Origin of the sequence: Sphingomonas oleivorans (assembly GCF_003050615.1) — a bacterium.
In the GTDB taxonomy this organism is placed as follows: Bacteria; Pseudomonadota; Alphaproteobacteria; order Sphingomonadales; family Sphingomonadaceae; genus Sphingomonas_H; species Sphingomonas_H oleivorans.
In genome coordinates this window covers 847,887-871,627 of sequence record NZ_NWBU01000004.1, presented here as the reverse complement: position 1 = coordinate 871,627, position 23,741 = coordinate 847,887, and the positions used below count along the sequence as shown (strand labels likewise).

The following is a 23,741-nucleotide window of genomic DNA, read 5'->3' as shown; positions in this document are numbered from 1 at the left end:
CAAGGCCCCTCTCCCGCATGGGGAGGGGCTTTCGTCATCGCCGGATCAGGAACACCGCATGTTCGGCGCGCAGATTGGCGCCGGCCGCGCTGGTGCGGCGATTGCCGGTGAGAAACCAGGCATTTTCGACGGTGATGCCGCGTTCGGCGACGAAGGCGCGGAAATCATCGATGGTGAGTTGGTGGATATTCTCCGTCGCATACCAGCTTACCGGTAGTGCCGGGGTGACGGGCATGCGCCCGCCCCAGGCGAGCGACCAGCGCACCCGCCAATAAGCGAAATTGGGGAAGGAGACGAAGGCACGCCGGCCGATGCGGAGCAGCTCGCCCAGCACCTTGTCCGGTGCGCGCGTGGTCTGGAGCGTCTGGCTCAATATCGCATAGTCGAAGGCGTCGGTGGGATAGTTTGCGAGATCCGTGTCGGCATCGCCCTGCACGACCGAAAGGCCGCGCGCGACGGCAGCGGAGACATTTGTACCATCGAGTTCGATGCCGCGCGCGTCAACATGGCGCGTATCGCGCAGCCAGGCCATCAACTCGCCATCGCCGCAGCCGACATCCAGGATGCGTGCGGCGGGCGTCACATGTTCGGCGATGATCGCCAGATCGGGGCGGAGCGTGGTCATGCCGGCCGCCGATAGAGATCGGGCACGTAACGTTCCATCAGCCGGCCCGTATCGGCCATCGGAGTCCAGCCATGGCGGGCATAGAGGCTGTGCGCGTCGAGCGTGGTGAGCGTCCAGCGGCGTAGGCCCTGGAGCCGGGGATGGTCGTGGAAATAGCGCAGCATGGCGGATGCGAGGCCGCGTCCCTGATGCTCCTCCAGCACGAAGACGTCCGCCAGATGGGCGAAGGTGGCATGGTCGCTGATGACGCGGGCGAAGCCGACCTGCACGCCATCATGATAGACGCCGACGCAATGCGATCCCTCGATCGATCGGATCACCAGATCGATCGGAATGCCCGGCGCCCAGTAGCTGCGCGTCAGATAGGCATGGATCGCCTCGGGCTGGAGCGCTGCGGGATCGTCGGACAGGGTATAGCCGGGGGGAAGGGGGGTCATGCTTCGCCTGCCTTGAGGAAACCGTCCACGACGGCGTTGAGTTCGGGCACGTCGAGCAGGAAGGCGTCATGTCCGAAGGGGCTGGAAAGCTCGACGAAGCTCACCGCCGCGCCCGCCGCGTTCAGCGCATGGACGATGCTGCGCGATTCGGACGTGGGATAGAGCCAGTCCGTATCGAAGCTGACGATGCAGAAGCGCGTGTTCGTGCCCCTGAAGGCGTTGGCGAGCAGGCCGCCATGTTCCTCGGCCAGATCGAAATAATCCATGGCGCGGGTGATGTAGAGATAGCTGTTGGCGTCGAACCGATCGACGAAGCTGATCCCCTGATGGCGCAGATAGCTTTCCACCTGGAAATCCGCGTCGAAGCCGAAGCTCTTGGCATCGCGCGCCTGGAGGCGGCGGCCGAACTTCTCGGTCAGGCCCGCTTCCGAAAGATAGGTGATGTGCGCGGCCATGCGCGCGACGGCGAGGCCGGCGGCGGGGGGATCGTCCATCCGATAATATTCGCCGCCGCGCCAGTTGGGATCGGCCATGATCGCCTGGCGGCCGACCTCGTGAAAGGCGATGTTCTGCGCGGAATGGCGCGCGGCGGACGCGATCACGACGGCAGCCTGCACCCGCTCCGGAAAGGTCGCCGCCCATTGCAGCACCTGCATGCCGCCCATCGATCCACCGACCACCGCGCGGCAGATGCCCACGCCCAGATGATCGAGCAGCATCGCCTGCGCGCGGACCATGTCGCGGATGGTGATGACCGGGAAGCGCATCGCGAAGGGGACGCCCATCGCAGGATCGACGCTCGCCGGCCCCGAAGATCCCATGCAGGAGCCGAGCACATTGGCGCAGATGATGAAGTGGCGCGCAGGATCGATCGGTTGTCCCGCGCCCACCATGCGCGCCCACCAGCCGGGTTTGCCGGTGATCGGATGGGTCGAGGCGACATGCTGGTCGCCGGTCAGCGCATGGCAGATCAGGACCGCGTTGGAACCCGCGGCATCGAGCGTGCCATAGGTTTCATAGGCGATTTCGACCTGCGCCAGCTCGCCGCCGCCATCCAGCCGGAGCGGTCCGGGCAGCGTGACATGGCGGGCAAGGCCGAAACGGGCGTCGTGAAACATTCGAGGCGCGCTACCCCCAGTGAGGGAGGCGCACAAGCAGGTGTTTTGAATCGGCCGCTTCGTCGCTAAAGCGGCACGCCATGAACGCTCCCAGCCCCAAGCCCTGGATCGACGCGATCGCGCCTTATGTGCCCGGCCGCTCGACCACCGATGACGGCCGCAAGGTCGCCAAGCTTTCGTCCAACGAGAATCCGCTCGGCACCAGCGCCGAGGCGCGCGACGCCTTTGCCGGGGCGGCGCGGTCGCTCGATCGCTATCCCGATGCGACGGCCCTGCTGCTGCGCCAGGCGATCGCGGCGAAACATGGGCTCGATCCCGATCGCGTGATCCATGGCACGGGATCGGACGAGGTGCTGCATATCGCCGCCGGCGCCTTTGCCGGAGTGGGCGACGAGATACTCTATGTGCGCTACGGCTTCTCCGTCTATCCGATCGCGGCCCGGCGCGTGGGCGCGACGCCGGTGGAGGCGCCGGACAAGGATTATGCGACCGACGTGGACGCGCTGCTCGCCGCGGTGACGGAGCGGACGCGCGTCGTCTTCGTCGCCAATCCGAACAATCCCACGGGCACCTTCACGCCGCGCGCCGAAATTGCGCGGCTGCATGCGGCGTTGCCCAGCGATTGCCTGCTGGTGATCGATCAGGCCTATTCCGAATATCTGGACGAGGCGGACGATGACGGCGCCTTCGCGTTGGCGCAGAGCGCGCCCAATGTGCTCGTCACGCGCACCTTCTCCAAGATCCACGGCCTTGCCGCCGAGCGGATCGGCTGGGGCTATGGCCCGGCGCCGGTGATCGCGGCGATGCACAAGATCCGCGCGCCGTTCAACGTCACCACGGCAGGGCAGATGGCGGCGATCGCGGCACTTGGCGCGGACGATTTCGTGGCGACGAGCCGGGCGCATAATGCGCGCTGGCGCGCCTGGTTCGCCGATCAGATCGCCCAGCTCGGCAATGCCGGGCTGCGTGCCGTGCCCAGCGAGGCCAATTTCATCCTCCTGCTGTTCGAGGGGCGGCTGAGCGCGGAAGAGGCCTATAAGGGGCTGATGGCGGCAGGCTATATCGTGCGCTGGCTGCCCGGCCAGGGGCTGCCCCATGCGCTGCGCATCACCATCGGCACCGAGGAGGAGATGAGGGGCCTGACGGCGGCGTTGCGCGATCTGGTGGCGAGGGCGGGCTGATGCTGCCTTTCGCGCGGGTCACGATCATCGGGCTGGGGCTGATCGGCTCGTCCATTGCACGCGCCGTGCGCCAGCATATGCCGACGGTGCGCGTGACGGGGCATGATGCCGATCCCGACGTGCGCGCACGCGCCGAGGCGCTGGGCTTCCTCGACGATGTGGCGGATACGGCGGGCGCGTCGGTCATCGACGCCGATCTGGTGATATTGTGCGTGCCGGTGGGCGCGATGGGCGCGGCGGCGGCCGCCATCGCTGCCGATCTGCCCCATGATGCGATCGTGAGCGACGTCGGCGGATCGAAGGCGAGCGTGATCGAGGCGCTGCGCACGGCGCTGCCGCAGGCGACGATCGTGCCCGGCCACCCGGTTGCCGGCACCGAGCATAGCGGCCCCGAAGCGGGTTTCGCGAGCCTGTTCCATGGCCGCTGGTGCATCCTCACGCCGACCGACGATGCGCCCGAGGCGGCCGTCGTCCGGCTGCGCGCCTTCTGGGAGGCGCTGGGTGCCAATGTCGAGATCATGGACCCTCGTCATCATGATCTGGTGCTCGCCATCACCAGCCATGTGCCGCATCTGATCGCTTACACCATAGTCGGCACCGCTTCCGACCTGGAGGAGGTGACGCGCAGCGAAGTGATCAAATATTCGGCCGGTGGCTTTCGCGACTTCACGCGTATCGCCGCGTCCGATCCCACCATGTGGCGTGATGTGTTCCTCAATAATCGCGAGGCAGTGCTCGAAATCCTCCAGCGCTTTTCGGAGGATCTGACGGCGCTTCAGCGTGCGATCCGCTGGGGGGATGGCGATACGCTGTTCGATCTCTTCTCCCGCACGCGCGCGATCCGGCGCGGCATCATCGAGCAGGGGCAGGACGATAGCCGGCCCGATTTCGGCCGGGCGCACGAATAGGCGCCGGCCGCCTCATCCCTCCGCGTGCAAGGCGGGTTCGAGCGCGTTGATCGCGGCGTGGACGCGGGCTTCCGCCGCCTTGCGCGGCAGGCCGGGCGGAATGGGCTCGCCAAAGCGGATGGTGACGGTGCCCGCCTGCTTGACGAGGCCGCGGGGCCAGAGCCGGCCGCTGTCCAGCGCCACCGGCACGACGGGCAGGGCGAGCTGGCGATAGAGGCCGGCAAAGCCTGGGCGGAGCGGCGGCGTTTCCCCGGGCAGGACGCGCGTCCCTTCCGGGAAGATGAGGATGGTGCGCCCACCCGCAACCGCGTCGCGCGCCGCCCCGAGCATGCGGCGGAGCGCTGGGGCGGAGCCTGCGCGATCGACCGGGATCACGCCATGCATCCGCGCCACCTTGCCCCATAGCGGAATGTCCGCCAGCTCGCGCTTGAGCACGATCGCGGGATCGCCGAGCAGGACGACCAGCTCCAGCGTCTCATACATAGACTGATGCTTGGCCGCGACGAGCGTGGGGCCGGTGGGGACCGTCCCCTCCAGCCGCGTGCGGATGCCGAGCAGGGTGGCGGCGCACCAGCGATGGAAGCGCGCCCAGCACAGCACATAGCGGCGGAGCATGGCGGGACCGGCGAGCGCGACCGGGAAGGCGACGAGGACCGTGAGGATCGTTCCACCATAAAAGACGAACGCGAAGGCGAGTGAACGCAGCAGGGCCATATTGGATTTCAGGGTCTTTCAGATTCCGAGGGGAGCCGCGATGCGGCGCAGCAGATATTTATTATATTCGCGGACCAGATCGAGCAGCCCAGGCTGGCTGGGCACGGGATCGGCGACGAGCCTGACGTCCGGATCGAGCAGCCGGCCAAGCTCGAAGCGGGCGCGGGGCATATGCCAGTCGGTAGTGACGAGGCGCACCGAGCGATAGCGCCGGCCGCGCAGCCATTCGGCGGTCTCCTCCGCATTGGAGCGGGTGTCGACCGATTCATGGCCGAGATCGACGCAGCAATCGATCAGCCCGTTCGGCACGCCATATTGGGCCGCCAGCTCATGCGGCTTCACCCGCCGGTCGACGCCCGAGACGAGCATCCGCCTGGCGCGCCGCGCCTCCAGCAGCGCAAGCCCATGCTGCACCCGGCCGCGCCCGCCGGTGAGGACGACGATGGCGTCGGTCGGACCATTGCCCGCCGGCGTCGGCAGCGTGACCGCGAAGAGCGGGAAGCCGAGCAGATAGACGAGCAGCAGGAAGGCGACGATGCGGGCGATCATGATGTTCGCCTCAACGCGCCAAGCACGGTCCTGCGCGTCGCGATCGTCGCGAGCCCGGCACCGGCAAGCGGCAGTGCGCCGAGCAGCAGCCAGGCCGCCGGCCACAGCGCCACCGTTCCGGCCAGTTCCGATCCCAGCGCGCCGAGCCGTAGCCCGAGCAGGAAGATGACGGGCGCGGCGCAGGCGAGGCCGATCGCGCCGCCGAGCAAGGCATCAAGCGCGATCCGCCGCTGGAACAGCCGAGCGATCTGGCTATCGGTAGCGCCCAGCAGGTGCAGCACCTCGATCGTCGCATGATGCGTGTCGAGCGCGGAACGGGTGGCGAGCACGACGACGAAGCCGGTCGCCGTCGCCATCAGCAGCACGATCGCGATAGCGAGCCAGGTGAGCGAGGCGATGAGGCCGGCGAGCGGGGCGAGCGAGCGGCCATGATCGTCGATCCGCGCAGCGGGCGCGATCCTCGCCAGCGTTCGGCCGATCGCTGCCAGCCGCCATTGCTCGCCCGGCGCGATATCGACGTCGATCATGGCGGGCAGCGGCAGATCGTCGCCATGGTTTACAATATTGCCGAGCCAGGGTTCGAGCAGCGCGCGCATCTCCGCATCGTCCACGCGGCGCACGGCACGGATGCCGGCGATCCTCCCGAGCTCGGACTGGGCGGCGCGGGCCTGCGCTTCGCGCGCGCGGGGATCGCCCTCGACGATTTGCACGGTGACGCGCCCGGCGAGCGCGTCCGCCAGGCTCGCGGCGGCGCGGCCCAGCCCCAGGCCGAGTGCTGCGGCGAGCACCATCAGGAACATCATGATCGCGATCAGCCAAGGCAGCGGCCCTTCCAGCCGCCCCTCGGGCAGCAGGCGCCGGTTGCTGGCGCGCATGGCGGTACTGGCGGCGCTCATCGCAGCGGACGCCGGGGAAGCGGCCGGGCGATGTCGGTACGGACGATCCCGGCCGGATCGTCGAGCCGCCCGCGATCGAGCCGGATCGTCCGCGCATCCGGCACGCGTTCGAGCAGATGCACGTCATGGGTCGCGACGATCACGGTCGTGCCGAGCTTGTTGAGCGCCTCGAAAAGATAGAGCAGTCGGCCGGCCATGTCCGGATCGACATTTCCGGTGGGTTCGTCCGCCACCAGCAGTTCGGGCCGGGCGATCACCGCGCGGGCAATCGCGACGCGCTGCTGCTCGCCGCCGGAAAGCGTCGCCGGCCGTGCCGATGCGCGGCTGCCGAGGCCGACCCAGGCGAGCATCTCGTTCACCGCCGTCGCGATCTCCGCCTCATCCACGCCCGCGACGCGCAGCGGCAGCGCGACATTGTCATAGGCGGAAAGATAGGGGATCAGCCGGAAATCTTGGAACACCACGCCGATGCGCCGGCGGAACAGCGGCATGCGATCGCGCGGCAGCGTGACGATATCCTCGCCGAACAGGCGGATCAGGCCGCGGCTCGGCCGCTGGGCGAGGAACAGCAGGCGCAGCAGCGAGGTCTTGCCCGCGCCCGACGGTCCGGTGAGGAAATGGAAGGAACCCCTGGCCAGGCTGAAGCTCAGGTCCGACAATATTTCCGCGCCCGTGCCGTAGCGCAGGCCGACATTCTCGAATTGCACGATGCTGGCCATCGCGCCCGGCGCACCCCTTCGTCCTTGAGATCAGGATCGCCATGGCACAGCGCCGCCCTTTGCGTAAAGCGGGTGCGGAAGATCGTGCGGCTTGCGGCGGGCGGGGTGGCGTGGTTAGTGGCCGTTGCGTCTATGTCGGCGTGTCTGTGCTCGAGCTTGCCTACGGATGATCCTTACCTGCCCCGCCTGCCAGACCAGCTATGAAATCCCGGATACGGCGCTCGGCCCGAACGGCCGGCAGGTGCGCTGTGCCGCCTGCGGCCATAGCTGGTTCGCGGCCCCGTCCGATCTTGCGCCGGAACTGGCCGAGCCGGCAGAGGAGGCGATGCCGCCCGCTGCCGAAGCCGTATCTCCGGCACCCGAGCTTGAGCCCGAACCGGAGCGGGAACCGGAATTCAGCCAGATGGCAGCACCACTGCCCGCCGCGGCCGTTTCCCGTCCCGTCCGGATCGCGGAACCGCCGGCGGAGGAAGGCGCTCAGGCGACGGCCGATCCCGACGCTTTCGATCCCTTCGCGCATGAGGCGCCCTTCCGCCCGCGCCGGCGGCTCAGGGGGCTGTGGATTGCGCTCGCTATCGTCACGGCGGCGGTGGCGCTGGGCGTCGCGGCCGCGATCGCGACATTGGGCTATGACGAGGTGGCGGCGCGGCTGGGGCTCGCCATGCGCCCCGTGCCGCTCGCCATCGAGATTGTGCGCGAGCCCGATTGGGGCGCGATCGGCGGGGAAGGCGGCGATGCGCTCGCCGCTGTCAGCGGTCGCGTGGTCAACCGCACCGATAGCGCCCAGCGCGTGCCCGATATCCGCGCCGAACTGCGCGATGCGCAGGGGCGGATCGTCTATAGCTGGACGATCGTACGGCCGGTGCGGCTGCTGCCCGCCGGATCCAGCGCGGAATTCGATTCGGCGGCGGTGGACGTGCCGCGCACCGCCCGCTCGATCAGCGCGAGCTTCGTGGGCGCCGCCAACTGACCCACCATAGCCGCCCGCCCTGGAGCAGGGCGGCGACCACCATGCCCGCAGCCGAGGCGACGATCAGCGCCGGCGCGCCAAGGCCGGCGCGCACCAGCCACCAGCCGAGCCCGCCGGTGACGAGGAAGAAGGCGAATATGCCGTTGATTCCGGCGGCTACCTGATCGCCGAGCGAGCGCAGCACATAGACGAAGACGAGCTGCAGCCCATCGAAGATCATGAAGGGCGCGAGCAGCGCCAGCAGCCCGGCCGCGAGCCGCGCCACCGCCGGATCATTGGTGAAGGGCCGGACGGCAGGATCACTGCCGAGGAAGAGGAACAGGCTGAGGGCGCCCATGCCGATCACCGCCAGCCCCGCCGCGATCAGGCTGCGGGGCAGCGCTGCGCCATAGTCCTGCGCGCCTACCGCATTGCCGACGCGCACGCCCGCCGCCGATCCGAAGCCCAGCGCCATGGAGAATGCGAGGTTGTGCAGCGAGAAGACCGTCTGGAAGGCAGCCGCGCTGACCGCGCCGAGCTGGGTCGACAATGCGATCAGCCAGGAAAATCCCGCCAGCTCCAGCCCCGAGGCGAGCGCGGGCACGGTGCCGAAACGGATCAGCGCGGGCGTATCCGCCACTGCCCGGCGCCAGGCCGGAGCCGAAAGATCGCGCACGCCGCGTGGTCCCGCATCGGGCAAGGTCCAGGCCGATACGAGCATGGCCGCCGCACCCAGCGCCGAGACGGTGGCGGTCGCCAGCGCCGCGCCGACCGCGCCCAGCGCCGGCAGGCCGAGATGGCCGCCGACCCAGGCCCAGGCGAGCAGCGCGTTGAGCGGGAGCATGGCGAGGTTCACCACCGTCACGCGGCGCGGGCGGCTGACGCCTTCGAGGAAATGGGCAGCGGCGGCCAGCAGGAATTGGGCAGGATAGGCGAGCGCCATCGCACGCACCACCGCCGTGCCGCCTTCCGCCATGTCCGGTGCCACGCCTGCGAGCCGGATCAGCGGCCCGGCCCAGAATAGCAGCACCGCCATACAGGCGATGCCCAGCCCCAGCGCGAAGATCAGGCCGGCCCGGAAATAGTCGCCCGTGGCGCGCGCGTCCCGCGCGCCATCCGCCCGCGCGCTATGGACGAGCACGCCGGACAGCGCCGCCAGGCCCATGACGATGGTGATGAAGGTGAGCGTGCGCCCCGCCGCGAGCGAGCCGAGCTCGCTTGTCCCGAATTGGCCGACGATCGCGACGTCGATCAGGTGCATCAGCGTCCAGTTCAGGCTGGTCAGCATCACCGGCCAGGCCAGGCTGAGCTGGCGGCGCGCCTCGGCGGCGATTTCGGGGAGGGCGGGGCGCATCATCCGGGAATAGGCGGATCGGGCGGGCGTGGAAACCAGTTGGGCGCGACGGCATTGGTGGACTGGATGACCATATCGGGGTCGAAAGGAGGCTGCATGCGCATCGGGATCCTGACGGGCGGCGGTGATGTGCCGGGGCTCAATCCCTGCATCCGCTCGATCACGCTTTCCGCGATCGATCTCGGCTGGGAGGTGATCGGGTTCCGCCGGGGCTGGGGCGGCTTCCTGAAGATCGATCCGGAGGACCCGGCGAGTATTGCGGCCTATAGCTACAAGCTCGATCGCGAGCGGGTGCGCGGCATTGACCGCATGGGCGGCACCATCCTCCACACATCGCGCGTCGATCCGCGCACCGCGCCGGAAGGCGACCGGACCGATCATGTGCTGCGCGTGCTCGACGCGATGGGCGTGGATGCGATGATCACGCTCGGCGGCGACGGAACGCTGCGCTTCTCTGCCCATCTGGCGGGGCTCGGCTATCCGATCATCTCCATCCCCAAGACGATGGACAACGACGTGTTCGGCACCGATTATTGCATCGGCTTCTCGACCGCGGTCACTCGCTCGGTGGAGGCGATCAATGCGCTGCGGACGACGACCGAGAGTCATGAGCGGATCGCGGTGATCGAGCTGTTCGGCCGGCGCAGCGGCGAGACCGCGCTGCTATCGGGCTTTCTCGCCCAGGTCGATCGCACGCTGATCTCCGAAGTGCCGGTCGATCTTGACCGGCTCGTGCCGCTGATCGTCGCGGACAAGAAGTCGCGGCCCGCAAATTATGCCGTCTGCGTGATCTCGGAGGGCGCCTCGATCGTCGGCGAGGCGCTGCCCGACAAGAGCGACATCGCCAAATCCGCCAGCCAGCGGCTGCTGGCGGGCGTCGGCCATCGCCTCGCCAAGCATCTCGAGGCGCGTACGGGGCAGGGAACGGTGGTGCAGGAACTCGCCTATCTGATGCGCGCGGGCGAGCCGGACGCGCTCGACCGGATGGTAGGATTCGCTTTCGGCGGGCTGGCGGTGCAGTTGATCCACTCCCGGCGGATGGGGCGGATGGTGACGCTGAATCAGGGCCGATATGATCATGTTCCGGCCGACACGCTGCTTCGATCGACCCGGTCGGTGGATGTGGAGGGCCTCTATGATCCCTATCATTATCGCGCGAAGCTGATGCGGGTCGAGGGCATGCCGATGTTCCTCTATTGAGATTTGGGTGCGAAGCCTGTTGCAGACCCCGAATTCCTCTGTTAATGCGCGCCCCTCTCCAGATCGCCGGGTGACAAACCCGGTTTTCACGTGCGGTCGTGGCGGAACTGGTAGACGCGCAACGTTGAGGTCGTTGTGGCCGAAAGGCCGTGGAAGTTCGAGTCTTCTCGACCGCACCAAACACTCTAAGTTATTGGGATAATTAGATAATTCCTGGGTGCTCCGGGAATTCTCCCCCATTTTCCGAGGCTTTGCCGGCTCCCGATTTGCAGGTGAGGCGAGCGGTGTCTCTGCTCCGGACTTTGCCTGCAGAATATCTGCCCGTGTCTCTGGTGGGCAAATGACTGACCTCAACTCGTGCAAGTGAGGTCTATGCGTCTCCCGCAGGACTGAGCGGGAAGCAGGCAGTCGGCGGCCATTTCGGCATGACCGGGTCAGGGAAGACCGACTCTGGGGGAGCCAGCGACCCATCCGCAAACGCGCAAGGGCGCTGTCGCGCAGCGCCCGCCGAGGCACTTGAGGATGTGCGACCGCTACGGCATCCCGAGCGCGGCGCGTTGCGCGCGCCAGTCGAGGGCAAGCTCCGCGTCCAGAAGCGCACGCGGGGTGAGCGTCGCGGGCTGGCTGCCCTCGAGGATGGCGCGGACGATCTCGGGTACCAGCCAGCTCAGCCGGATGAGCTTCGCGAGCCGCTTGCGGCATTTGCCTTGGGTATGGGCGATCTGATGCAGTGATCGACCGGGTGCCGCCAATAGGCTGTCTCGCACTTCGATCGCTTCGGCCAGCAAGGCGACCAGACGCTCGTTCCGCCCAGCCACTGGTGGCTCCGCTGGACCCTCTCCAGGGATGACCAGCCGCAGCTCATGTCCGCGCCGGACGCGGGACACGGGTGCGGTAAGGGTGATGCGCTCCTCAAGGTCGTCCTCGACCGTGACATTGCAGGCCCGGAGCAGATCGCGCGCGCGGAGAATAATCTCGATGCGATCCTCATGCAGGCCGATCTGCTCGAGGCCAATCGCCGCTGGATCGGCGAGGATCGCCTGTGTTGTCGCCAATCGTTCTGCGGCGGCGGCCACCGTTTCGACCTGCCTTGGATCGACCGCAGCCACGAGTCGGGCGAGACGATTGCGGTCGCGCAGCAGCGCTTCGACGCGTGCGGCAACGATGCGCTCGATGTCCTGCGCAGCAACACGCCAGGCGGGCTCGGCCGCGGAGGGTTCGCGCGTGACATAATAGTGATAGCGCTTCGCGCCCTTGACCGCATGGTTCGGCGTCATCGGCCGGCCGAGACCGTCGACCAGGATCCCCGTGAGCGCGGAGCGGTGGAGCCCCTCGCGCTTGACGATCCGACCCGGGCCTCGTGCCGCGAGCTTGTCCTGGACCGCGTCCCAGAGATCGGGCGGGACAATGGCTTCATGCTCGCCGGGATGGGCGACCCCTTTGTGGACGATCTGGCCCAGATAGATGCGGTTGGCGAGCAGATGGTAGAGCGTGCCGCGGTGGAAGGGGCATCCGCCCTTGTGCGGCCCGCTGGCACGGCGCTGGACCTTGGTGCGATGCCCGTCCCGGGCAAGTTCCTCGACGAGCTCGTTGACCGAGCGCAGCGCAATGTAGCGGCGCATGATGTGGCGGACGAGTTCGGCTTCGGCCTGGTTCACGACCAGCTTGCGGTCGCGGACCTCATAGCCGAGCGGGACGGGCCCGCCCATCCATAGCCCCTTCTTCTTGGACGCCGCGATCTTGTCGCGGATGCGCTCGCCGGTGACCTCGCGCTCGAACTGGGCGAAGGACAAGAGCACGTTGAGCGTGAGCCGCCCCATGCTGCTGGTGGTGTTGAACGCCTGGGTGATCGAGACGAAGCTGGCGCCGCGCGCGTCGAGCACGTCGACGATTTTGGCGAAGTCGGCCAAGCTGCGGGTGAGGCGATCGACCTTGTAGACGACGATCACGTCGACGCGACCTGCTTCGATATCGGCGAGCAGCCGCTTGAGCCCGGGGCGCTCCATCGTGCCGCCGGAGAAGCCGCCATCGTCATAGCGACCCGGCACCAGGGTCCAGCCTTCATGACGCTGGCTGAGGACATAAGCGGCGCAGGCTTCGCGCTGCGCATCGAGGCTGTTGAATTCCTGTTCCAGCCCGTCCTCGGTCGACTTGCGCGTATAGATCGCACAGCGAAGCTGGCGGGAGGCCGTCTTCACCGTGGTTCGCGCCTTAGCCATGCGCCACCTCCCTGGCCTTGGTCAGGCCGAAGAAGCGGGGCCCCGACCAGGCGGCGCCGGTGATCTCGCGGGCGATGGCGGTGAGCGAGGCATACCGGCGCCCCTCGAACCGGAAGCCCTTGTCCTCGACCGACACGCGGAGCGTGCGGCCATGCCAGGTCCGCACCAGCTCGGTGCCGGGCCGCAGGGTGACTGGCTCCCGGGCTGGCGGCGGGGGCGCACCGCCCGAGCGGAGCTGGCGCAGCGCCGAGGCCGCGAGACCTTTGCCGGCCTGGTCCTGCAGGCGATAGGCGATCCCCAGCTTCAGCAGGTCGGGGGAGAGGCGCGGCGCAGCCGATTCATAGAGCCTCGCCCATTCGTCGCGAAGCTGCGCCGGCGACAGCATCGCCAGCGCCGCCAGTCGGGCATCAAGCCGCCTCATCTCAGGCGGCCTGTGCGATGCGATAGTGGGTGACGCCTTCGACCTTCCCGGTCGAGACGGCATGCCCCTTCTTGCGCAGCCCGCTCAGCGCGGCCCGGATGGTGTGCGGCAGCCAGCCGGTCGCTGCGACCAGCTCGGCGAGGCTGGCGCCCTGCTCTCGGCCAAGCAGCGCCAGGACTTTGCCGATCTTGGTCGTGCTGGCCCGGGGCGTAGCGACCATCCCGGCCTCGGCGAGAGAGGGGTGTGGCTCGGCGGAGGTGCCGGCGGCGAGCGCGTCGCGACCGGCGGGCGTAATCGCGAGCCCGATCGGGCGATCGCCCTCCCTGCGCCAGATGCACTGTTCATCGCTGACCTCGACCTCTGCTGCGAAGCCACGGCGGATGAGCCCGCCGATGGCTTTGCGGATGCGGTCACTGAGCGCGCCAAGCGTGTCGGAGGGCGGCAGCAGGCTGCCGCTGTCGCGCAGCGCGGCGGCCGAGAGGAGGATGAGCTGAATATCGCTGAGTTTGGGGTGGGCCATGGGAGTTGTCCTTGCCGGAAGCGGCACCATCGCCGCTCCCACCACCCACAGCCCCGCCGGTTGCCCGGTCGGGGTCCTACGGCCGGCCCCCGCGCCGGCCGCGACTCACGAGGACAGCAATGCTCGAACTGGCGGCGCAGTCGAATGGAATGTGCGGACCGGTCCCAAAGCCGGATGACTTCGCCACCGGGTTCCGCCTTGGTGGAGGATACGGACAACAGCGACCATAAGGCGCGTCACGACCCCCTTCGGAGGCGCTTTTATCTGCTGACCGTGCGCTGCGAGGATGCCGCCGCCATGGCCGCAAAAGGACAGGCGACCGATATCGGGAGCGAGGCTGTGGGCGATCTCACCAACCAGCTCCAGGCCACCGGTCAGGAGATGATCATCATCGCGGACGCCATCAGCGCGATCGCCCACGAATGGTGCTGAAGGTCGCAAATGCGCCCACTTGTCGTCGTTCAGCGTCGTCAGCGCGCTTCCTGGAACCAGCCATTTCTCGGATACCGCGATGCAGCGCACTGGCGTCGGCAGCTGGGACTTACCCGCCATCCCGATAGCGACCGCAAACGGCAGCTTCTGGGAAAAGCGGACCTTCGACCATTCGCGTGTCCTTCACCCCCGAAGGAGTAGGGTTGGCCTTCGGCGGGCCGTCGGCTTTCGAGACTATTGACGGCGATAGCTGCCGTTGGCTGCTGCGGATTGCTGCTCTGAGTTATGGGTTGAAGGAAGGCGTCGACGAGTAAACATATTGCCAGGCATTCGTCAGCGTCGTCTGGTTGATGCCGACGACCATGTCGCGGCCGCAGGGGAAGGATTTACGCTCGTAACGCAGATGTGCGGGATCCCAGGAGAGGAACAAACAGTGGCGGCTAGATACCGGTAGCAGCATGGTTGGCCGGTTCTCGAAGTTGATCACCGGATTGCTTGACGTAAGAAAGCGCAGTCCCGGTTCGGCCGGATCGATGGCCTGTACGGCATAATACGGCGGCACGTAGTCCGGTGCCGCCTCCAGCGCCGCATTTAGCATCACGACGAGCCGCCAGTCGTCAGTCCAGTGCTCGACCTCGCTCGCGTGTTTCTCCTCGAGTTCGCGCCACATGCGCGGCTGATTATGCACCATGAAGGAGATGGCGTAGGCGATCGGGCGAAAATCGGCGGGCATGTCCCCCGCTAAGATGCGGGTCAGCAACGCGGACGCCAGGCCGTCTATCTCAGCGATTCGCTTTTCTGCCCAGTCAGACTCATAGCCGGGCGGCGGATTGCGAAGCGTGTTCCACTGGTTCTTGTAGCCGAAACGCTCCTTGTTGCCGAGCACGACGGCACCCGTTTCGCAGTCGCGCCGGTACAACGCGCCGTCAGCGTCCTGAAAGCGCTCGAGATAGTAGCGCGGCGTATAATGATGCCGTCTAGAAACCGGCGCAGATCGCGTGGCCATAAAGCGCCTCCTGTACTGCGCCCGCCCGCCCCCCTTGTCGCTAACTAGTGTCGCCACGACAAGTCCACGCGCCGCCTTGACGCCGTTCGCGAATGCCGCAGAAGGGCACGATGTCCTGGATCGCCACTCTCCGCAACAAGCTGGCCGATCTGCTCCGAGTGGAATCGGAGGGTGCCGCGCCTGAGGAAGGCGCAGCGGACAGCGGCGTGCGGACGCTCAGCACCTGGCGCGATCGCCTGTCGAGCATTCCGCGCACAATCGAATGCCCGGTGATGACGCTGATGGGGCGCGACGAGGAAGGCGTGATCTTCACCGGCTCGGGCCGGATCGAAATCCGCAGCGCCACCGAGATTCGTTATTTCATGCACGCCGCACCCGCGGTCGATCTTCGTAAAGCGATCGAGGTGGTCAACCGGGTCAAGGCGCAGCCTTATGATCCGTTCGACCTGCTGCGGCTGGACGCGGTTGACTATCGCGGTGCCCATTGGTCCGGCGGCTATACCCAGGCCGATTTCTTCACGGACCATGACAGGGGCTGGCCCCTGGCCGGTGACCTGCAGGCGCTCTCGACGCTAGCGGAGGGCCATTGGGTATCGAAGCGCAGCAGCGTCGAGCTGCTGCTGATCCCGCCCATCGACCTGCCGATGAGCGAGCGGCTGACGACCAAGGCCCATATCGGCAACCGCGAAATCCGCACCACCTATGGTCCGGGCCAGCATACGCTCGAGGTGCTCGGCACGAAAATCACCTTCGCCTATGAGCCTGAGGAAGAGGCGCTCTGGATCACCGCCGATACGAGCGAGGCGCTCAACCACCCCTTTCTCGAGAACTGGCTGACCGAGCCGCTGCGCATTCTGCTGGGCATGCCCGTCTACCCACGGATGGTCGCGCGCAATCTCGGTGACGGCACAGCCCAAGTGTGGTTGCGTCCTTCGCCCCGTACCAAGGGCCCGAGCGGGATCGGACTGTTGCAGCCCTTCTCGATGGAGCCGGGTGCGCAACGGGCGGAAGCTTTTTGGCAGGCTTATGCCGACATCCTGACCTTCATCGCCAAGGGCGGGGAGTTCGAGTCCAACCCGCTTACGCGCTACTATGAGGAAATGTGCGGCGCCGCGCAGGGATCGCGCTGGGCGCTGACCTTGACCTTAGCCGGCGCCGCCGAGGCGATGGCGTCAGGCCTGACGACTCAGGCGGATCGGGCACCCGAATACTCCGCTGACAATCTCAAGAAGATGAAGGATCATCTGAAGGCCTTCGCGTACGATTCCGGCCTTCGAGACCGGATGCTCTCGAATCTCGGCATGGTCAGCAAGCGCAGCGTACTTGCCTTCATGCGCGGGCTCGGCGCGGCGGGCACTCTCGATCCCGATCATGTCCAGACCTGGTACGACATTCGCAATTCGGTGATGCACGGCCATCTCGTTGAGCCCTGGTCGACCGAGGAGGGCGATGACCGTCTGCGCCAGATGCTGGCGCTGGTGCACGCGCTGACCCGCGCGCGGCTGGCAGTGGGCGAGTAGCGCGATCCACTCCTGGATCGCGGCATGGACCAGATCAAGCTCTGCTTCGGAGTTGCTAAAAGGCGGCATGACATACGGTGTCGTCAAGCGGCCGCATCAGCACATCGCAGGCCCGGAAATGCGCCGATAGCGGCGGATCGATCGTGGCGAGATAGCCTCGCTACCTGAGGCGATCTCGAACGGCGATGGTGCCGAGCCGCCGGGGGCACCGGTGAGCCAAGATATGCAGCGGCCTCCCTGAAAAAGGTGATTATGTCAGAGGGCGTGTATCGTCGTCCCCGACCCGCTGCGTCTACCCTTCAATCCGGCGCCGTCTCATCGGAATTGTCCGCCGTATCAAGCTCGGCGATCCGCGCTTTGACCGCATCACTCAAATAAGCTGCGTCGATAGTCCGGAGATAGCCAAGCGCTTCGTCGTCGCTTGCCTGATACTCCAATCGCCGCTTGTAGAAGGTGAGCCGCCCCTCGGCTTCCTGAATGATTTCTCCCCAGGTCTTTGCCCAAACGCGCACTCGGATCGGGTCTTCCAGCTCGAGAATGAGACCGCGCGGCTTTCCTGATTGCCGTGCTTCGAGCTCCGCATCGGAGGTGAACTTGTTTGAAATGGCGACAAAGTCCCACTCGACCTTGCTGTGTTTGAAGCGCTCGTCCAGCGCCACGGCCTTGGCGTATTTCTTAATCTGCCCCAGGACATCCTCATTCAGCGGCTGAGATGGCCGTTTCAGCTCGACGACGAGGTGCTTGCGCTCGTCGTCTGTCGGGGTCGGCACGCGGCACGACAACATCAGATCGACGATCGCCGCTTTGCCGTCGGCATCTAGGACGGATTCGGGCGAACCGAGGTTTGCCCGACCGTCGCCGAGGAGACCGATATGGCTGCGGAGGACCGAAGTGAGGTCCTCGTCGTCATTCATCAGATTGTATTGCTCTCCAAAGACCCAAGTCTCTTGAGCGATGATCCGGTGAAGCTGCGACCGCTCAAGAAGCTGCCGCTTTGATTGAGGGTCGAAGACAGCAGCTGCAAAGCGCGGAGGAATTCCAATCGATCCGTAACCGCCTTTGCCGCGTTGATGACAGCGGTCAACGACGTCTTCCGGAGAAGGTCCGCCAGTTCGTCCTGCCGCGCTTTCGGCAGGTCGATGACCTTTTCTAGAATCGACAGAAGGTTACTGGCGCCGGTTTCGATGGCCGCCTTGATAAGCTGAAGGACTAGCTTCTTCTGCTTAGGCGGAGATTTGTCGAAATCGGCGCTGTAATCGGCGAGGTTCAGCGCGACAACGTCGAACAGCTGTCGCTCGTTGACCTCGATCGGATCGGCCGCAATGCCCTCATAGGGATAGATTTTGGCTTCTACCCACTCCTGAATCTTATCTCTGGAGCGTTCCGCTTCCTTGCTTCTGAAGTGCTCACGCAGCTTCGCTTTTGCTGACTCAATGAGCATTGTGGACGCAGGGTCCAGTTCGACCAGTCCCTCGGTGTTGTCGTCGGCGAGCTTCTGAAAGTGCTCGGACGTCAGATATGCCGTGAACTCGAACCCCCGAGCCTGAATGCCCGGTGGCATCTCATGAAAGCTGAAGCGCCCAGGAAGGCACAGCATGAGCTTTCGGTCGACGGGCTTCTTCCACTCGACAATTTCGAGTATCGCCTCGTGGGCGCTTCCACCCTGGTCAATGCTGATCGGAATGGGCGTAACAGCGGCGATCGCCTCGCGCGCGTCAACTTCGATACCGTCATAGATGATGCGGAAATTTGCGTCGTCGTAGAGTTGGAGAGCGAACATGTCCCGGATGCGATCGGCAAAGCCGTCGCTGGCCCAGATTTTGAAATCCTTCACGACATTTCGTATGTCGACCGTGCAGCCCTGATCGGACGACGCGACGGGTTCACTCAGTTCGAAGCGCTTCAGGTCCGCCTTCTGCCCGAAAATGGTGAATCGGCGGCCGCCATTGTTGGATGTCCACGCAACGGTCTCGCCCAAAGAGAAGGCTTTGAAGCGGCCCTGACCCTTCTCGCCATGGATGGCGCGGCCTCCGTTCGTCTTGGTTGCTAATTTCTTCCAGGATCCGCCGAGCTTCTGGAAGGACTCCTCGACCGCATCGAGTGAAATTCCCGTGCCGTTGTCGGTTACCCGGATTGTCCCGAGGCGAGTAAGCTGCCCTTCTTCGAGCTGAACGCGAACTTCGGTGGCGTCGGCATCATAGGCATTCCAGATCAGTTCGGAGATCGCCACGAGCGGCCGCGCCGTGGTGATCCTCTGAATATGATCGTTCTCAACCTTAACTTCGATCTGTTGCAAGCTTGCCCCCGCCGCGATGCGCTCCGGTCAGTAGTTTCACGGCCCGCCAGCGTTTTCAATCGCGAAGCTCGAGTGAGGTTGGCTGGGCGAAAGAGCGCGGTGGGCGGCACGAAGCCAGACCGCGGGACCAAAAAATGGATTAGCCGCTTGCGTGGGCCGGTGAACCAACTCCACGAACGACCGCTTCCGGGGTTTGGAGCTTGGCCGCTCAACTACCGGATGTGGATGCGTAGCTGGCCGGCCGGTTCTGCTAGAAGCAGACGTTCACGTTGTGATCGCCGGATGACCGGATTGGTCGCGAGCTGCCACCCCACAGCGGTGGGGATGAATGGCGGCTCTGGCACCATGTCGGCCCCGAACCTGCCAGTCCGCAATCGGCCAGATTTCCACTTTAACATACGATGCGGCCGTTCATGTCCCATGCGCCTTATCGCCGCAGACGTTCATTATAGTGCGCGTGGCTATCGGCCCTTTGTCAGGATCTCTGGTTCTGAGCGGTCGCAATGATGCCGATCTGCTTGAGCAAGGTCAGATTGTCCTCCAGGTGCGAATGGTCAGTGATTTTGCCGTCCTGCACGCGCAGGATGTCGGTCGCGATGAAATCGACCGGCTGGCCCGTACCCGTCCGGCTTTGGAAATAGCTGGTGAAATGGCCGCTCATCCCAATCCTTGAGGACAACGAACGTGTCCTAGTTCGCTGCTCCTTGCGTCATTTGCGCATCACCGGCAGCAGATCGTGGCCGCAATACAAGCGGCAGATCGCGCTCGACATAGCCGACCAGTGTCGAGCCGCTCGGCAATCTGGCGCTGGTTCCTGTGACGAAGGCAGAGAAAACACCTGCGAGGACAGCGGTCGCAACCGTAGCGCCCGTCCCGCTGCGCCCGCGATCGCCGGCGCGCCCATCAAGCCGCACGCGGGCGTTGCCAACCTCGACATAAAGTAGGCGCAACTCAAGCTTGCCTGATTTTCCAAAGGCACCCTTGGGAATGAGACGGGTAATCTCGCCAATGCCGCGCGCGCCACGAGGAATGACGATGTGCGGGCCGACCAGCACATCTTCGGTGACCGTAAGATCGAAGCGATCGCCTTGGCGGTTCGTCTTCGAACTTAGCTCGCCATTGGTGCGCATCGGCACCTCGGTGCCGGCACGAAGGACCATCTGATCCGGAACGGGTATCGCGATCTCGGCAACAACCGGCGATGTTGAACTCTCCTGCGCCAACGTTTGTATGGAACAGCCGAGGCTCATGCCGGCGATCAAAACGGTCGCGGTAGCCCGCCATCGCCGCGCAGCCGATTTCATTGGGCACCGACGATGGCCAGAGGGGCCTCAGACGGCGGGGCAGGGTGCAACTGGCCGGTCGCCTTGACGAATAGCATATCTGTGGCTGGATAGCCGTTGAAGATCTCGCCAGCCTTGAGCTTGGCATTGTTGCCGCGTGCCAACAGGCCAAAAGGGCCAAGTCCCAGGACGCCCATCACCGTCTCTCCGGTGCCGCCCGCACCGGCCGTCGCATTGTCGCCACGCAGCGCCACCGTTCCTGATGGAAGCTCGATGTTGAGCAGGCGGGCGCTGAGCTTGCCGGACTTGCCGACGACGCCGCTTTCCTCCGCGGATACGACTTCGCCCCAGGCCTTCGTGCCAACGGGGATGACAGTGACGCCATCGACGACCACAGCCTCGTCAACGCGGAGCAGGAATCTATCGCCTGCCTTGGCGGTCTTGGTCGTCACCTCATTGACCACCATCAGGCGGATCATCGTATCGCGATCAACGAGCAGTGTGCTCGGCGCAACGCTCGCAGGCTGGGTTATAATTGTTGCCGTCACCGCGGCAGGCCCTGCTTGCGGCGCAATTTGCTGTTGCGCCATGGCCGTCTGCGACCACGATGCGAACAGCCCGATCGCGACCATAATTCTGGTCAAGGACATGTCCTTCTGGAGAAGGTGGCGCGGTGGCCGGGCGCTAAGCGCCCGGCTTTGGAATCAGTTAGCGGTTCCTACCCCGGCAGCGCCGGAAGCAGTCGTGGTCGCGTCGCTCTTGAATTTGATGGCAACGCCGGTCGCGTTGGTCTTGCCCCAGCTGAATGCCGATACATGGGAATCGCCATAGTTCGCCTTGACGACAGCGTCGGCTCCCATCTTTTCGGCGCGTTCCCAGAGCTCGCGATAGATTTTTTCCTGCGATGCTTCCTTGCTGAAGATCGTGGCCTTGCGGACTCCCGCCTCTACCTGACCGATCACTTCATAGGGGCGATCGGTAATGTCGTACGGGAAGACGGGCACGCCGGCGGCTTCGTTGACGACGACATAGGTTTTCTTGGGCTTCTCGAAGGCATGCGCCGAAGACGCGAAGGCGAGTGCCACCACCGCCGCAAGCGGCAGGCAATTCTTGAGTTTCATATATGAATATTCCCCTTGAGGGCGGCATTCGTGCAACTGCTCCGAATATCTGTCAAGCGAGTGCAGTGCCGCCGCAAACGCATAGTGTCGCTCCGCTCACTTCACGCGAATGCTCAGTATCGCGGAAATTATGTGGCGACCTGGGTGGTTATTTCAGCCGATGCTGTTCTCTAATGGATGTAGCCGGCTTGGTAACGCTCAAGGAAGCGAGCCACATCTACGGCAGCCCGAGTGACGCTGGGGCTGGTTTCGCCGGATCCGTCGCCGCTAGCGACGACGAATTGCCATTCGAGCAAATGATCCGTTGATAGCCAGATCAGCCATCTCGCCTGGCCATCGCCTGATTTGTCGATGAGGCTAGCGGCTACCAGGCCGCCTTGCGCTCGCGCAGAATGGCACCCCTTGTTCGCCTTTCAGCAGGTCCAGACCAAGCGAAAGATGGGCTGCAGCAAAATTGAATCCCAGAGCATCCATCTCGTCCAGGCAGGCTTGCATATTGTCGATCAGTCCGGCTCTGCGCATCCCCCACTCCTGTTCATCGTCTAACGCTCGATCTGGGCTCGCCTCGGCAAGCATCTCATTTCCTCTCTCGAATTTCCTTATTCTAAAACGGTCGTATGCATCTTGGTGAGACCGGGGGATGCGCAGAGTCGACTGCGCCCTGAGCTGTCCGCATTTTGGCGCGAATGATCATGAAAACATGATCCATTTCGGATTTGGTCCCATCCGTTGATACGCTGAAAATCCGGCGGGTGTCTTGGCTGCCGAGGTGAGGGCCCGTCGGGACAACCGCTGAGATCAAGACGAGAAGGGCATGATTGGGGGCTCCGCCAGCACCGCCCAACTGGCATCGCTGTCCGCAGGTCTTTAGACGAGCGGCATGCTCAAACCCGTCTTCAGCCTCTTCCTGTCACTGATCCTGCTCGTTGGTTGCGCCGATCAGGCGGTCCAGGCACCGCATGCGCCGGTGCCGACGGAACTGCGCATCGCCACCTGGAACATGGAGCATCTCGCCGAACGGGACGGCATGGGATGCAGGCCACGTAGGCAAGCCGATTATGCTGCGCTGCGCGGCTATGCCGACAGGCTTGGTGCGGATGTCATAGCCCTGCAGGAAGTGGAGAGCCGGGCGGCGGCGGAGCGCGTCTTTCTGCCTGAGCGCTACACGGTGATCATGTCCAAACGGCCGGATAGTGGTCGGGGCGGCGGGTGCTACGGCAAGAAGGGACTTGCGATCCGTAAGCAGGATGTCGGCTTTGCGATCCGCAAGGGCGTGCCGTTCACGCGCAATCCCGACGTGTCGGACTTGGGGCTGGGCAATCCCGATCTTCGCTGGGGCGTCGACATCACGCTCGGTACGCCCAAGCCGATCCGTCTGTTGGCGTTGCATCTCAAATCGGGCTGCAATTCAGGCCATGCGCCGTCGGACAGGGACTGTGACGTGCTGTTCGCTCAGCTGCCGGTGGTCGAGCGCTGGATCGATGCCCGGATCAGCGAGGGTGTGGGCTTCGCGATCCTCGGCGACTGGAACCGCCGTCTTGCCAGCCGCAAGGACGCCTTCTGGAGCGAAATCGACCGGCCGGAGCAGCCTGAGGCCGATCTGGTGCTCGCCGATGCGGGACAGCGCGCTAGCTGCAAAAGCCGCTATCACGAGTTCATCGATCATATCGTGCTCGACCCCAAGGCGGTCAGGCGGATGGTTCCGGCTCCTTCGCGGAATTCACCTATGGGGTGCCGGAAGACCAGCATCCCTCGGACCATTGCCCCTCCTCCATCCTGCTCAGAGGGCGCTGAACCGATGCAGGGGAATTTTGAAGGCAGCGCCGAGGAGAAGCTCGCTCAGGTGCAGGCCCTCATGTGCGCAAGCCCGGCCCCGACGACAGACTTATTCATCATAACGACCGCGGATCGCAATATCTTGCCATGAACTACACCCAGCGTCTGGCCGAAGCCAATCTGGTCCCCTCGGTCGGCAGCGTGGGCGATTCTTACGACAACGCTTTGGCCGAGACGATCAACGGTCTCTACAAGGCCGAGGTCATCTGGCGCCAGCGCTCCTGGCCGAGCGTCTCGGCGGTAGAAATGGCGACCCTGCGCTGGATCGACTGGTTCAACAACCACCGCCTCTTCGGTCCCATCGGCTACATCCCGCCTGCCGAGGCCGAGGCCAACTACTATGCGGCCATTGAAAACCTCGATATGGCCGCCTGACTCAAACTGAACTGCCTCCAGAAAACCCGGGACGCTTCACACCGTCCGCGAGACCCCCGGCA

At 65.2% G+C, this 23,741-nt stretch carries 26 protein-coding genes, 1 tRNA gene and 1 pseudogene; 9 read left to right on the top strand and 19 right to left on the bottom strand.

Annotated elements, in window-relative coordinates; genetic code table 11:
• Positions 1-34: 34 nt before the first annotated feature.
• Genes metW through metX form a run of 3 tightly spaced genes read right to left on the bottom strand, consistent with a single transcriptional unit; the run spans position 35 to position 2,180 of the window.
• Positions 35-625: a methionine biosynthesis protein MetW gene (metW, locus tag CLG96_RS04400; RefSeq protein WP_107966575.1), complete on the bottom strand. Its 591-nt coding sequence runs from the start codon at positions 623-625 to the stop codon at positions 35-37.
• Positions 622-1,062, bottom strand: coding sequence for a GNAT family N-acetyltransferase (locus tag CLG96_RS04395; RefSeq protein ID WP_107966574.1), 441 nt, complete (start codon positions 1,060-1,062; stop codon positions 622-624). Before CLG96_RS04395 ends, metW begins: the two co-directional genes overlap by 4 nt.
• Positions 1,059-2,180 carry a homoserine O-acetyltransferase MetX gene (gene metX / locus CLG96_RS04390; protein WP_107966573.1) on the bottom strand — a complete coding sequence of 374 codons (1,122 nt, stop codon included), beginning with the start codon at positions 2,178-2,180 and terminating at the stop codon, positions 1,059-1,061. Before metX ends, CLG96_RS04395 begins: the two co-directional genes overlap by 4 nt.
• 80 nt (positions 2,181-2,260) lie before the next feature.
• On the opposite strand from metX, the gene hisC reads away from it, so the two are divergent.
• Together hisC and CLG96_RS04380 are read left to right on the top strand one after the other, a co-directional pair.
• Entirely contained in the window at positions 2,261-3,361 is a 1,101-nt protein-coding gene (gene hisC, locus CLG96_RS04385; RefSeq protein WP_107966572.1) for a histidinol-phosphate transaminase, read from the top strand.
• Positions 3,361-4,269: a prephenate/arogenate dehydrogenase family protein gene (locus tag CLG96_RS04380; RefSeq protein WP_107966571.1), complete on the top strand. Its 909-nt coding sequence runs from the start codon at positions 3,361-3,363 to the stop codon at positions 4,267-4,269. Before hisC ends, CLG96_RS04380 begins: the two co-directional genes overlap by 1 nt.
• A 12-nt stretch (positions 4,270-4,281) precedes the next feature.
• Here CLG96_RS04380 and CLG96_RS04375 read toward each other — a convergent pair whose 3' ends face one another.
• Genes CLG96_RS04375 through ftsE form a run of 4 tightly spaced genes read right to left on the bottom strand, consistent with a single transcriptional unit; the run spans position 4,282 to position 7,147 of the window.
• A complete protein-coding gene (locus CLG96_RS04375) occupies positions 4,282-4,983 on the bottom strand; it encodes a lysophospholipid acyltransferase family protein (protein ID WP_107966570.1) in 702 nt (233 codons plus the stop codon).
• A gap of 18 nt (positions 4,984-5,001) precedes the next feature.
• Positions 5,002-5,532 (bottom strand): YdcF family protein, encoded by a 531-nt coding sequence (locus CLG96_RS04370; protein WP_107966569.1) that lies wholly within the window; start codon positions 5,530-5,532, stop codon positions 5,002-5,004.
• Positions 5,529-6,428, bottom strand: a complete 900-nt coding sequence (locus tag CLG96_RS04365; RefSeq protein ID WP_107966568.1) for a cell division protein FtsX — start codon at positions 6,426-6,428, stop codon at positions 5,529-5,531. The genes CLG96_RS04370 and CLG96_RS04365 overlap by 4 nt, the downstream gene beginning before the upstream one ends.
• On the bottom strand, positions 6,425-7,147 hold the full coding sequence (gene ftsE / locus CLG96_RS04360; RefSeq protein WP_107966567.1) for a cell division ATP-binding protein FtsE: 723 nt from the start codon (positions 7,145-7,147) through the stop codon (positions 6,425-6,427). The genes CLG96_RS04365 and ftsE overlap by 4 nt, the downstream gene beginning before the upstream one ends.
• A 166-nt stretch (positions 7,148-7,313) precedes the next feature.
• Between ftsE and CLG96_RS04355 the strand changes: the two genes are divergently transcribed.
• Positions 7,314-8,117 carry a zinc-ribbon domain-containing protein gene (locus tag CLG96_RS04355; RefSeq protein WP_107966566.1) on the top strand — a complete coding sequence of 268 codons (804 nt, stop codon included), beginning with the start codon at positions 7,314-7,316 and terminating at the stop codon, positions 8,115-8,117.
• Here CLG96_RS04355 and CLG96_RS04350 read toward each other — a convergent pair.
• A complete protein-coding gene (locus CLG96_RS04350) occupies positions 8,086-9,453 on the bottom strand; it encodes an MATE family efflux transporter (protein ID WP_243395605.1) in 1,368 nt (455 codons plus the stop codon). The two genes, CLG96_RS04355 and CLG96_RS04350, sit on opposite strands and share 32 nt — an antisense overlap.
• A gap of 93 nt (positions 9,454-9,546) precedes the next feature.
• Here CLG96_RS04350 and CLG96_RS04345 point away from each other — a divergent pair, with 93 nt between their 5' ends.
• Both CLG96_RS04345 and CLG96_RS04340 read left to right on the top strand, forming a co-directional pair.
• On the top strand, positions 9,547-10,650 hold the full coding sequence (locus CLG96_RS04345) for a 6-phosphofructokinase (protein WP_107966565.1): 1,104 nt from the start codon (positions 9,547-9,549) through the stop codon (positions 10,648-10,650).
• Positions 10,651-10,742: 92 nt separating this feature from the next.
• Positions 10,743-10,829, top strand: a tRNA-Leu gene (locus CLG96_RS04340).
• 354 nt (positions 10,830-11,183) lie between these two features.
• On the opposite strand, the gene CLG96_RS04335 is transcribed toward CLG96_RS04340, so the two are convergent.
• The 3 genes from CLG96_RS04335 to CLG96_RS04325 are packed head-to-tail and all read right to left on the bottom strand — an operon-like array spanning position 11,184 to position 13,810.
• Positions 11,184-12,869: a recombinase family protein gene (locus CLG96_RS04335; RefSeq protein WP_107966564.1), complete on the bottom strand. Its 1,686-nt coding sequence runs from the start codon at positions 12,867-12,869 to the stop codon at positions 11,184-11,186.
• Positions 12,862-13,290 (bottom strand): DUF2924 domain-containing protein, encoded by a 429-nt coding sequence (locus CLG96_RS04330; RefSeq protein WP_107966563.1) that lies wholly within the window; start codon positions 13,288-13,290, stop codon positions 12,862-12,864. Before CLG96_RS04330 ends, CLG96_RS04335 begins: the two co-directional genes overlap by 8 nt.
• 1 nt (position 13,291) lies before the next feature.
• Entirely contained in the window at positions 13,292-13,810 is a 519-nt protein-coding gene (locus tag CLG96_RS04325; RefSeq protein ID WP_107966562.1) for a DUF3489 domain-containing protein, read from the bottom strand.
• Between the two features lie 297 nt (positions 13,811-14,107).
• Between CLG96_RS04325 and CLG96_RS19305 the strand changes: the two genes are divergently transcribed.
• On the top strand, positions 14,108-14,242 hold the full coding sequence (locus tag CLG96_RS19305; protein ID WP_279330515.1) for a hypothetical protein: 135 nt from the start codon (positions 14,108-14,110) through the stop codon (positions 14,240-14,242).
• A gap of 283 nt (positions 14,243-14,525) precedes the next feature.
• Here CLG96_RS19305 and CLG96_RS04315 read toward each other — a convergent pair whose 3' ends face one another.
• Positions 14,526-15,248: a DUF4238 domain-containing protein gene (locus tag CLG96_RS04315; protein WP_133175340.1), complete on the bottom strand. Its 723-nt coding sequence runs from the start codon at positions 15,246-15,248 to the stop codon at positions 14,526-14,528.
• A 110-nt stretch (positions 15,249-15,358) separates the two neighbouring features.
• On the opposite strand from CLG96_RS04315, the gene CLG96_RS04310 reads away from it, so the two are divergent.
• A complete protein-coding gene (locus CLG96_RS04310) occupies positions 15,359-16,768 on the top strand; it encodes a hypothetical protein (protein WP_243395604.1) in 1,410 nt (469 codons plus the stop codon).
• A 299-nt stretch (positions 16,769-17,067) separates the two neighbouring features.
• On the opposite strand, the gene CLG96_RS04305 is transcribed toward CLG96_RS04310, so the two are convergent.
• The 7 genes from CLG96_RS04305 to CLG96_RS18450 all read right to left on the bottom strand — a co-directional run bounded on the left by CLG96_RS04305 (position 17,068) and on the right by CLG96_RS18450 (position 22,044).
• The gene (locus tag CLG96_RS04305) at positions 17,068-17,682 is read right to left on the bottom strand and encodes a hypothetical protein (RefSeq protein ID WP_107966559.1); all 615 of its coding nucleotides are present in this window, start codon (positions 17,680-17,682) and stop codon (positions 17,068-17,070) included.
• Positions 17,682-19,064: an ATP-binding protein gene (locus tag CLG96_RS04300; protein WP_165799531.1), complete on the bottom strand. Its 1,383-nt coding sequence runs from the start codon at positions 19,062-19,064 to the stop codon at positions 17,682-17,684. The genes CLG96_RS04305 and CLG96_RS04300 overlap by 1 nt, the downstream gene beginning before the upstream one ends.
• Before the next feature lie 475 nt (positions 19,065-19,539).
• Positions 19,540-19,725 (bottom strand): ester cyclase, encoded by a 186-nt coding sequence (locus CLG96_RS04295; RefSeq protein WP_107966557.1) that lies wholly within the window; start codon positions 19,723-19,725, stop codon positions 19,540-19,542.
• 28 nt (positions 19,726-19,753) lie between these two features.
• Entirely contained in the window at positions 19,754-20,314 is a 561-nt protein-coding gene (locus CLG96_RS04290; protein ID WP_133175339.1) for a hypothetical protein, read from the bottom strand.
• A 50-nt stretch (positions 20,315-20,364) separates the two neighbouring features.
• Entirely contained in the window at positions 20,365-20,979 is a 615-nt protein-coding gene (locus CLG96_RS04285) for a hypothetical protein (protein ID WP_107966555.1), read from the bottom strand.
• Positions 20,980-21,051: 72 nt separating this feature from the next.
• The gene (locus tag CLG96_RS04280) at positions 21,052-21,468 is read right to left on the bottom strand and encodes a hypothetical protein (protein ID WP_107966554.1); all 417 of its coding nucleotides are present in this window, start codon (positions 21,466-21,468) and stop codon (positions 21,052-21,054) included.
• A 357-nt stretch (positions 21,469-21,825) separates the two neighbouring features.
• Complete coding sequence (locus tag CLG96_RS18450) at positions 21,826-22,044, bottom strand: hypothetical protein (protein ID WP_133175337.1); 219 nt, start codon at positions 22,042-22,044, stop codon at positions 21,826-21,828.
• A 304-nt stretch (positions 22,045-22,348) separates the two neighbouring features.
• Between CLG96_RS18450 and CLG96_RS04270 the strand changes: the two genes are divergently transcribed.
• Entirely contained in the window at positions 22,349-23,395 is a 1,047-nt protein-coding gene (locus CLG96_RS04270) for an endonuclease/exonuclease/phosphatase family protein (RefSeq protein WP_341476937.1), read from the top strand.
• Positions 23,323-23,679: pseudogene (locus tag CLG96_RS04265) on the top strand (integrase core domain-containing protein); the annotation flags it as partial. The gene CLG96_RS04270 and the pseudogene CLG96_RS04265, both read left to right, overlap by 73 nt.
• Positions 23,680-23,741 lie beyond the last annotated feature (62 nt).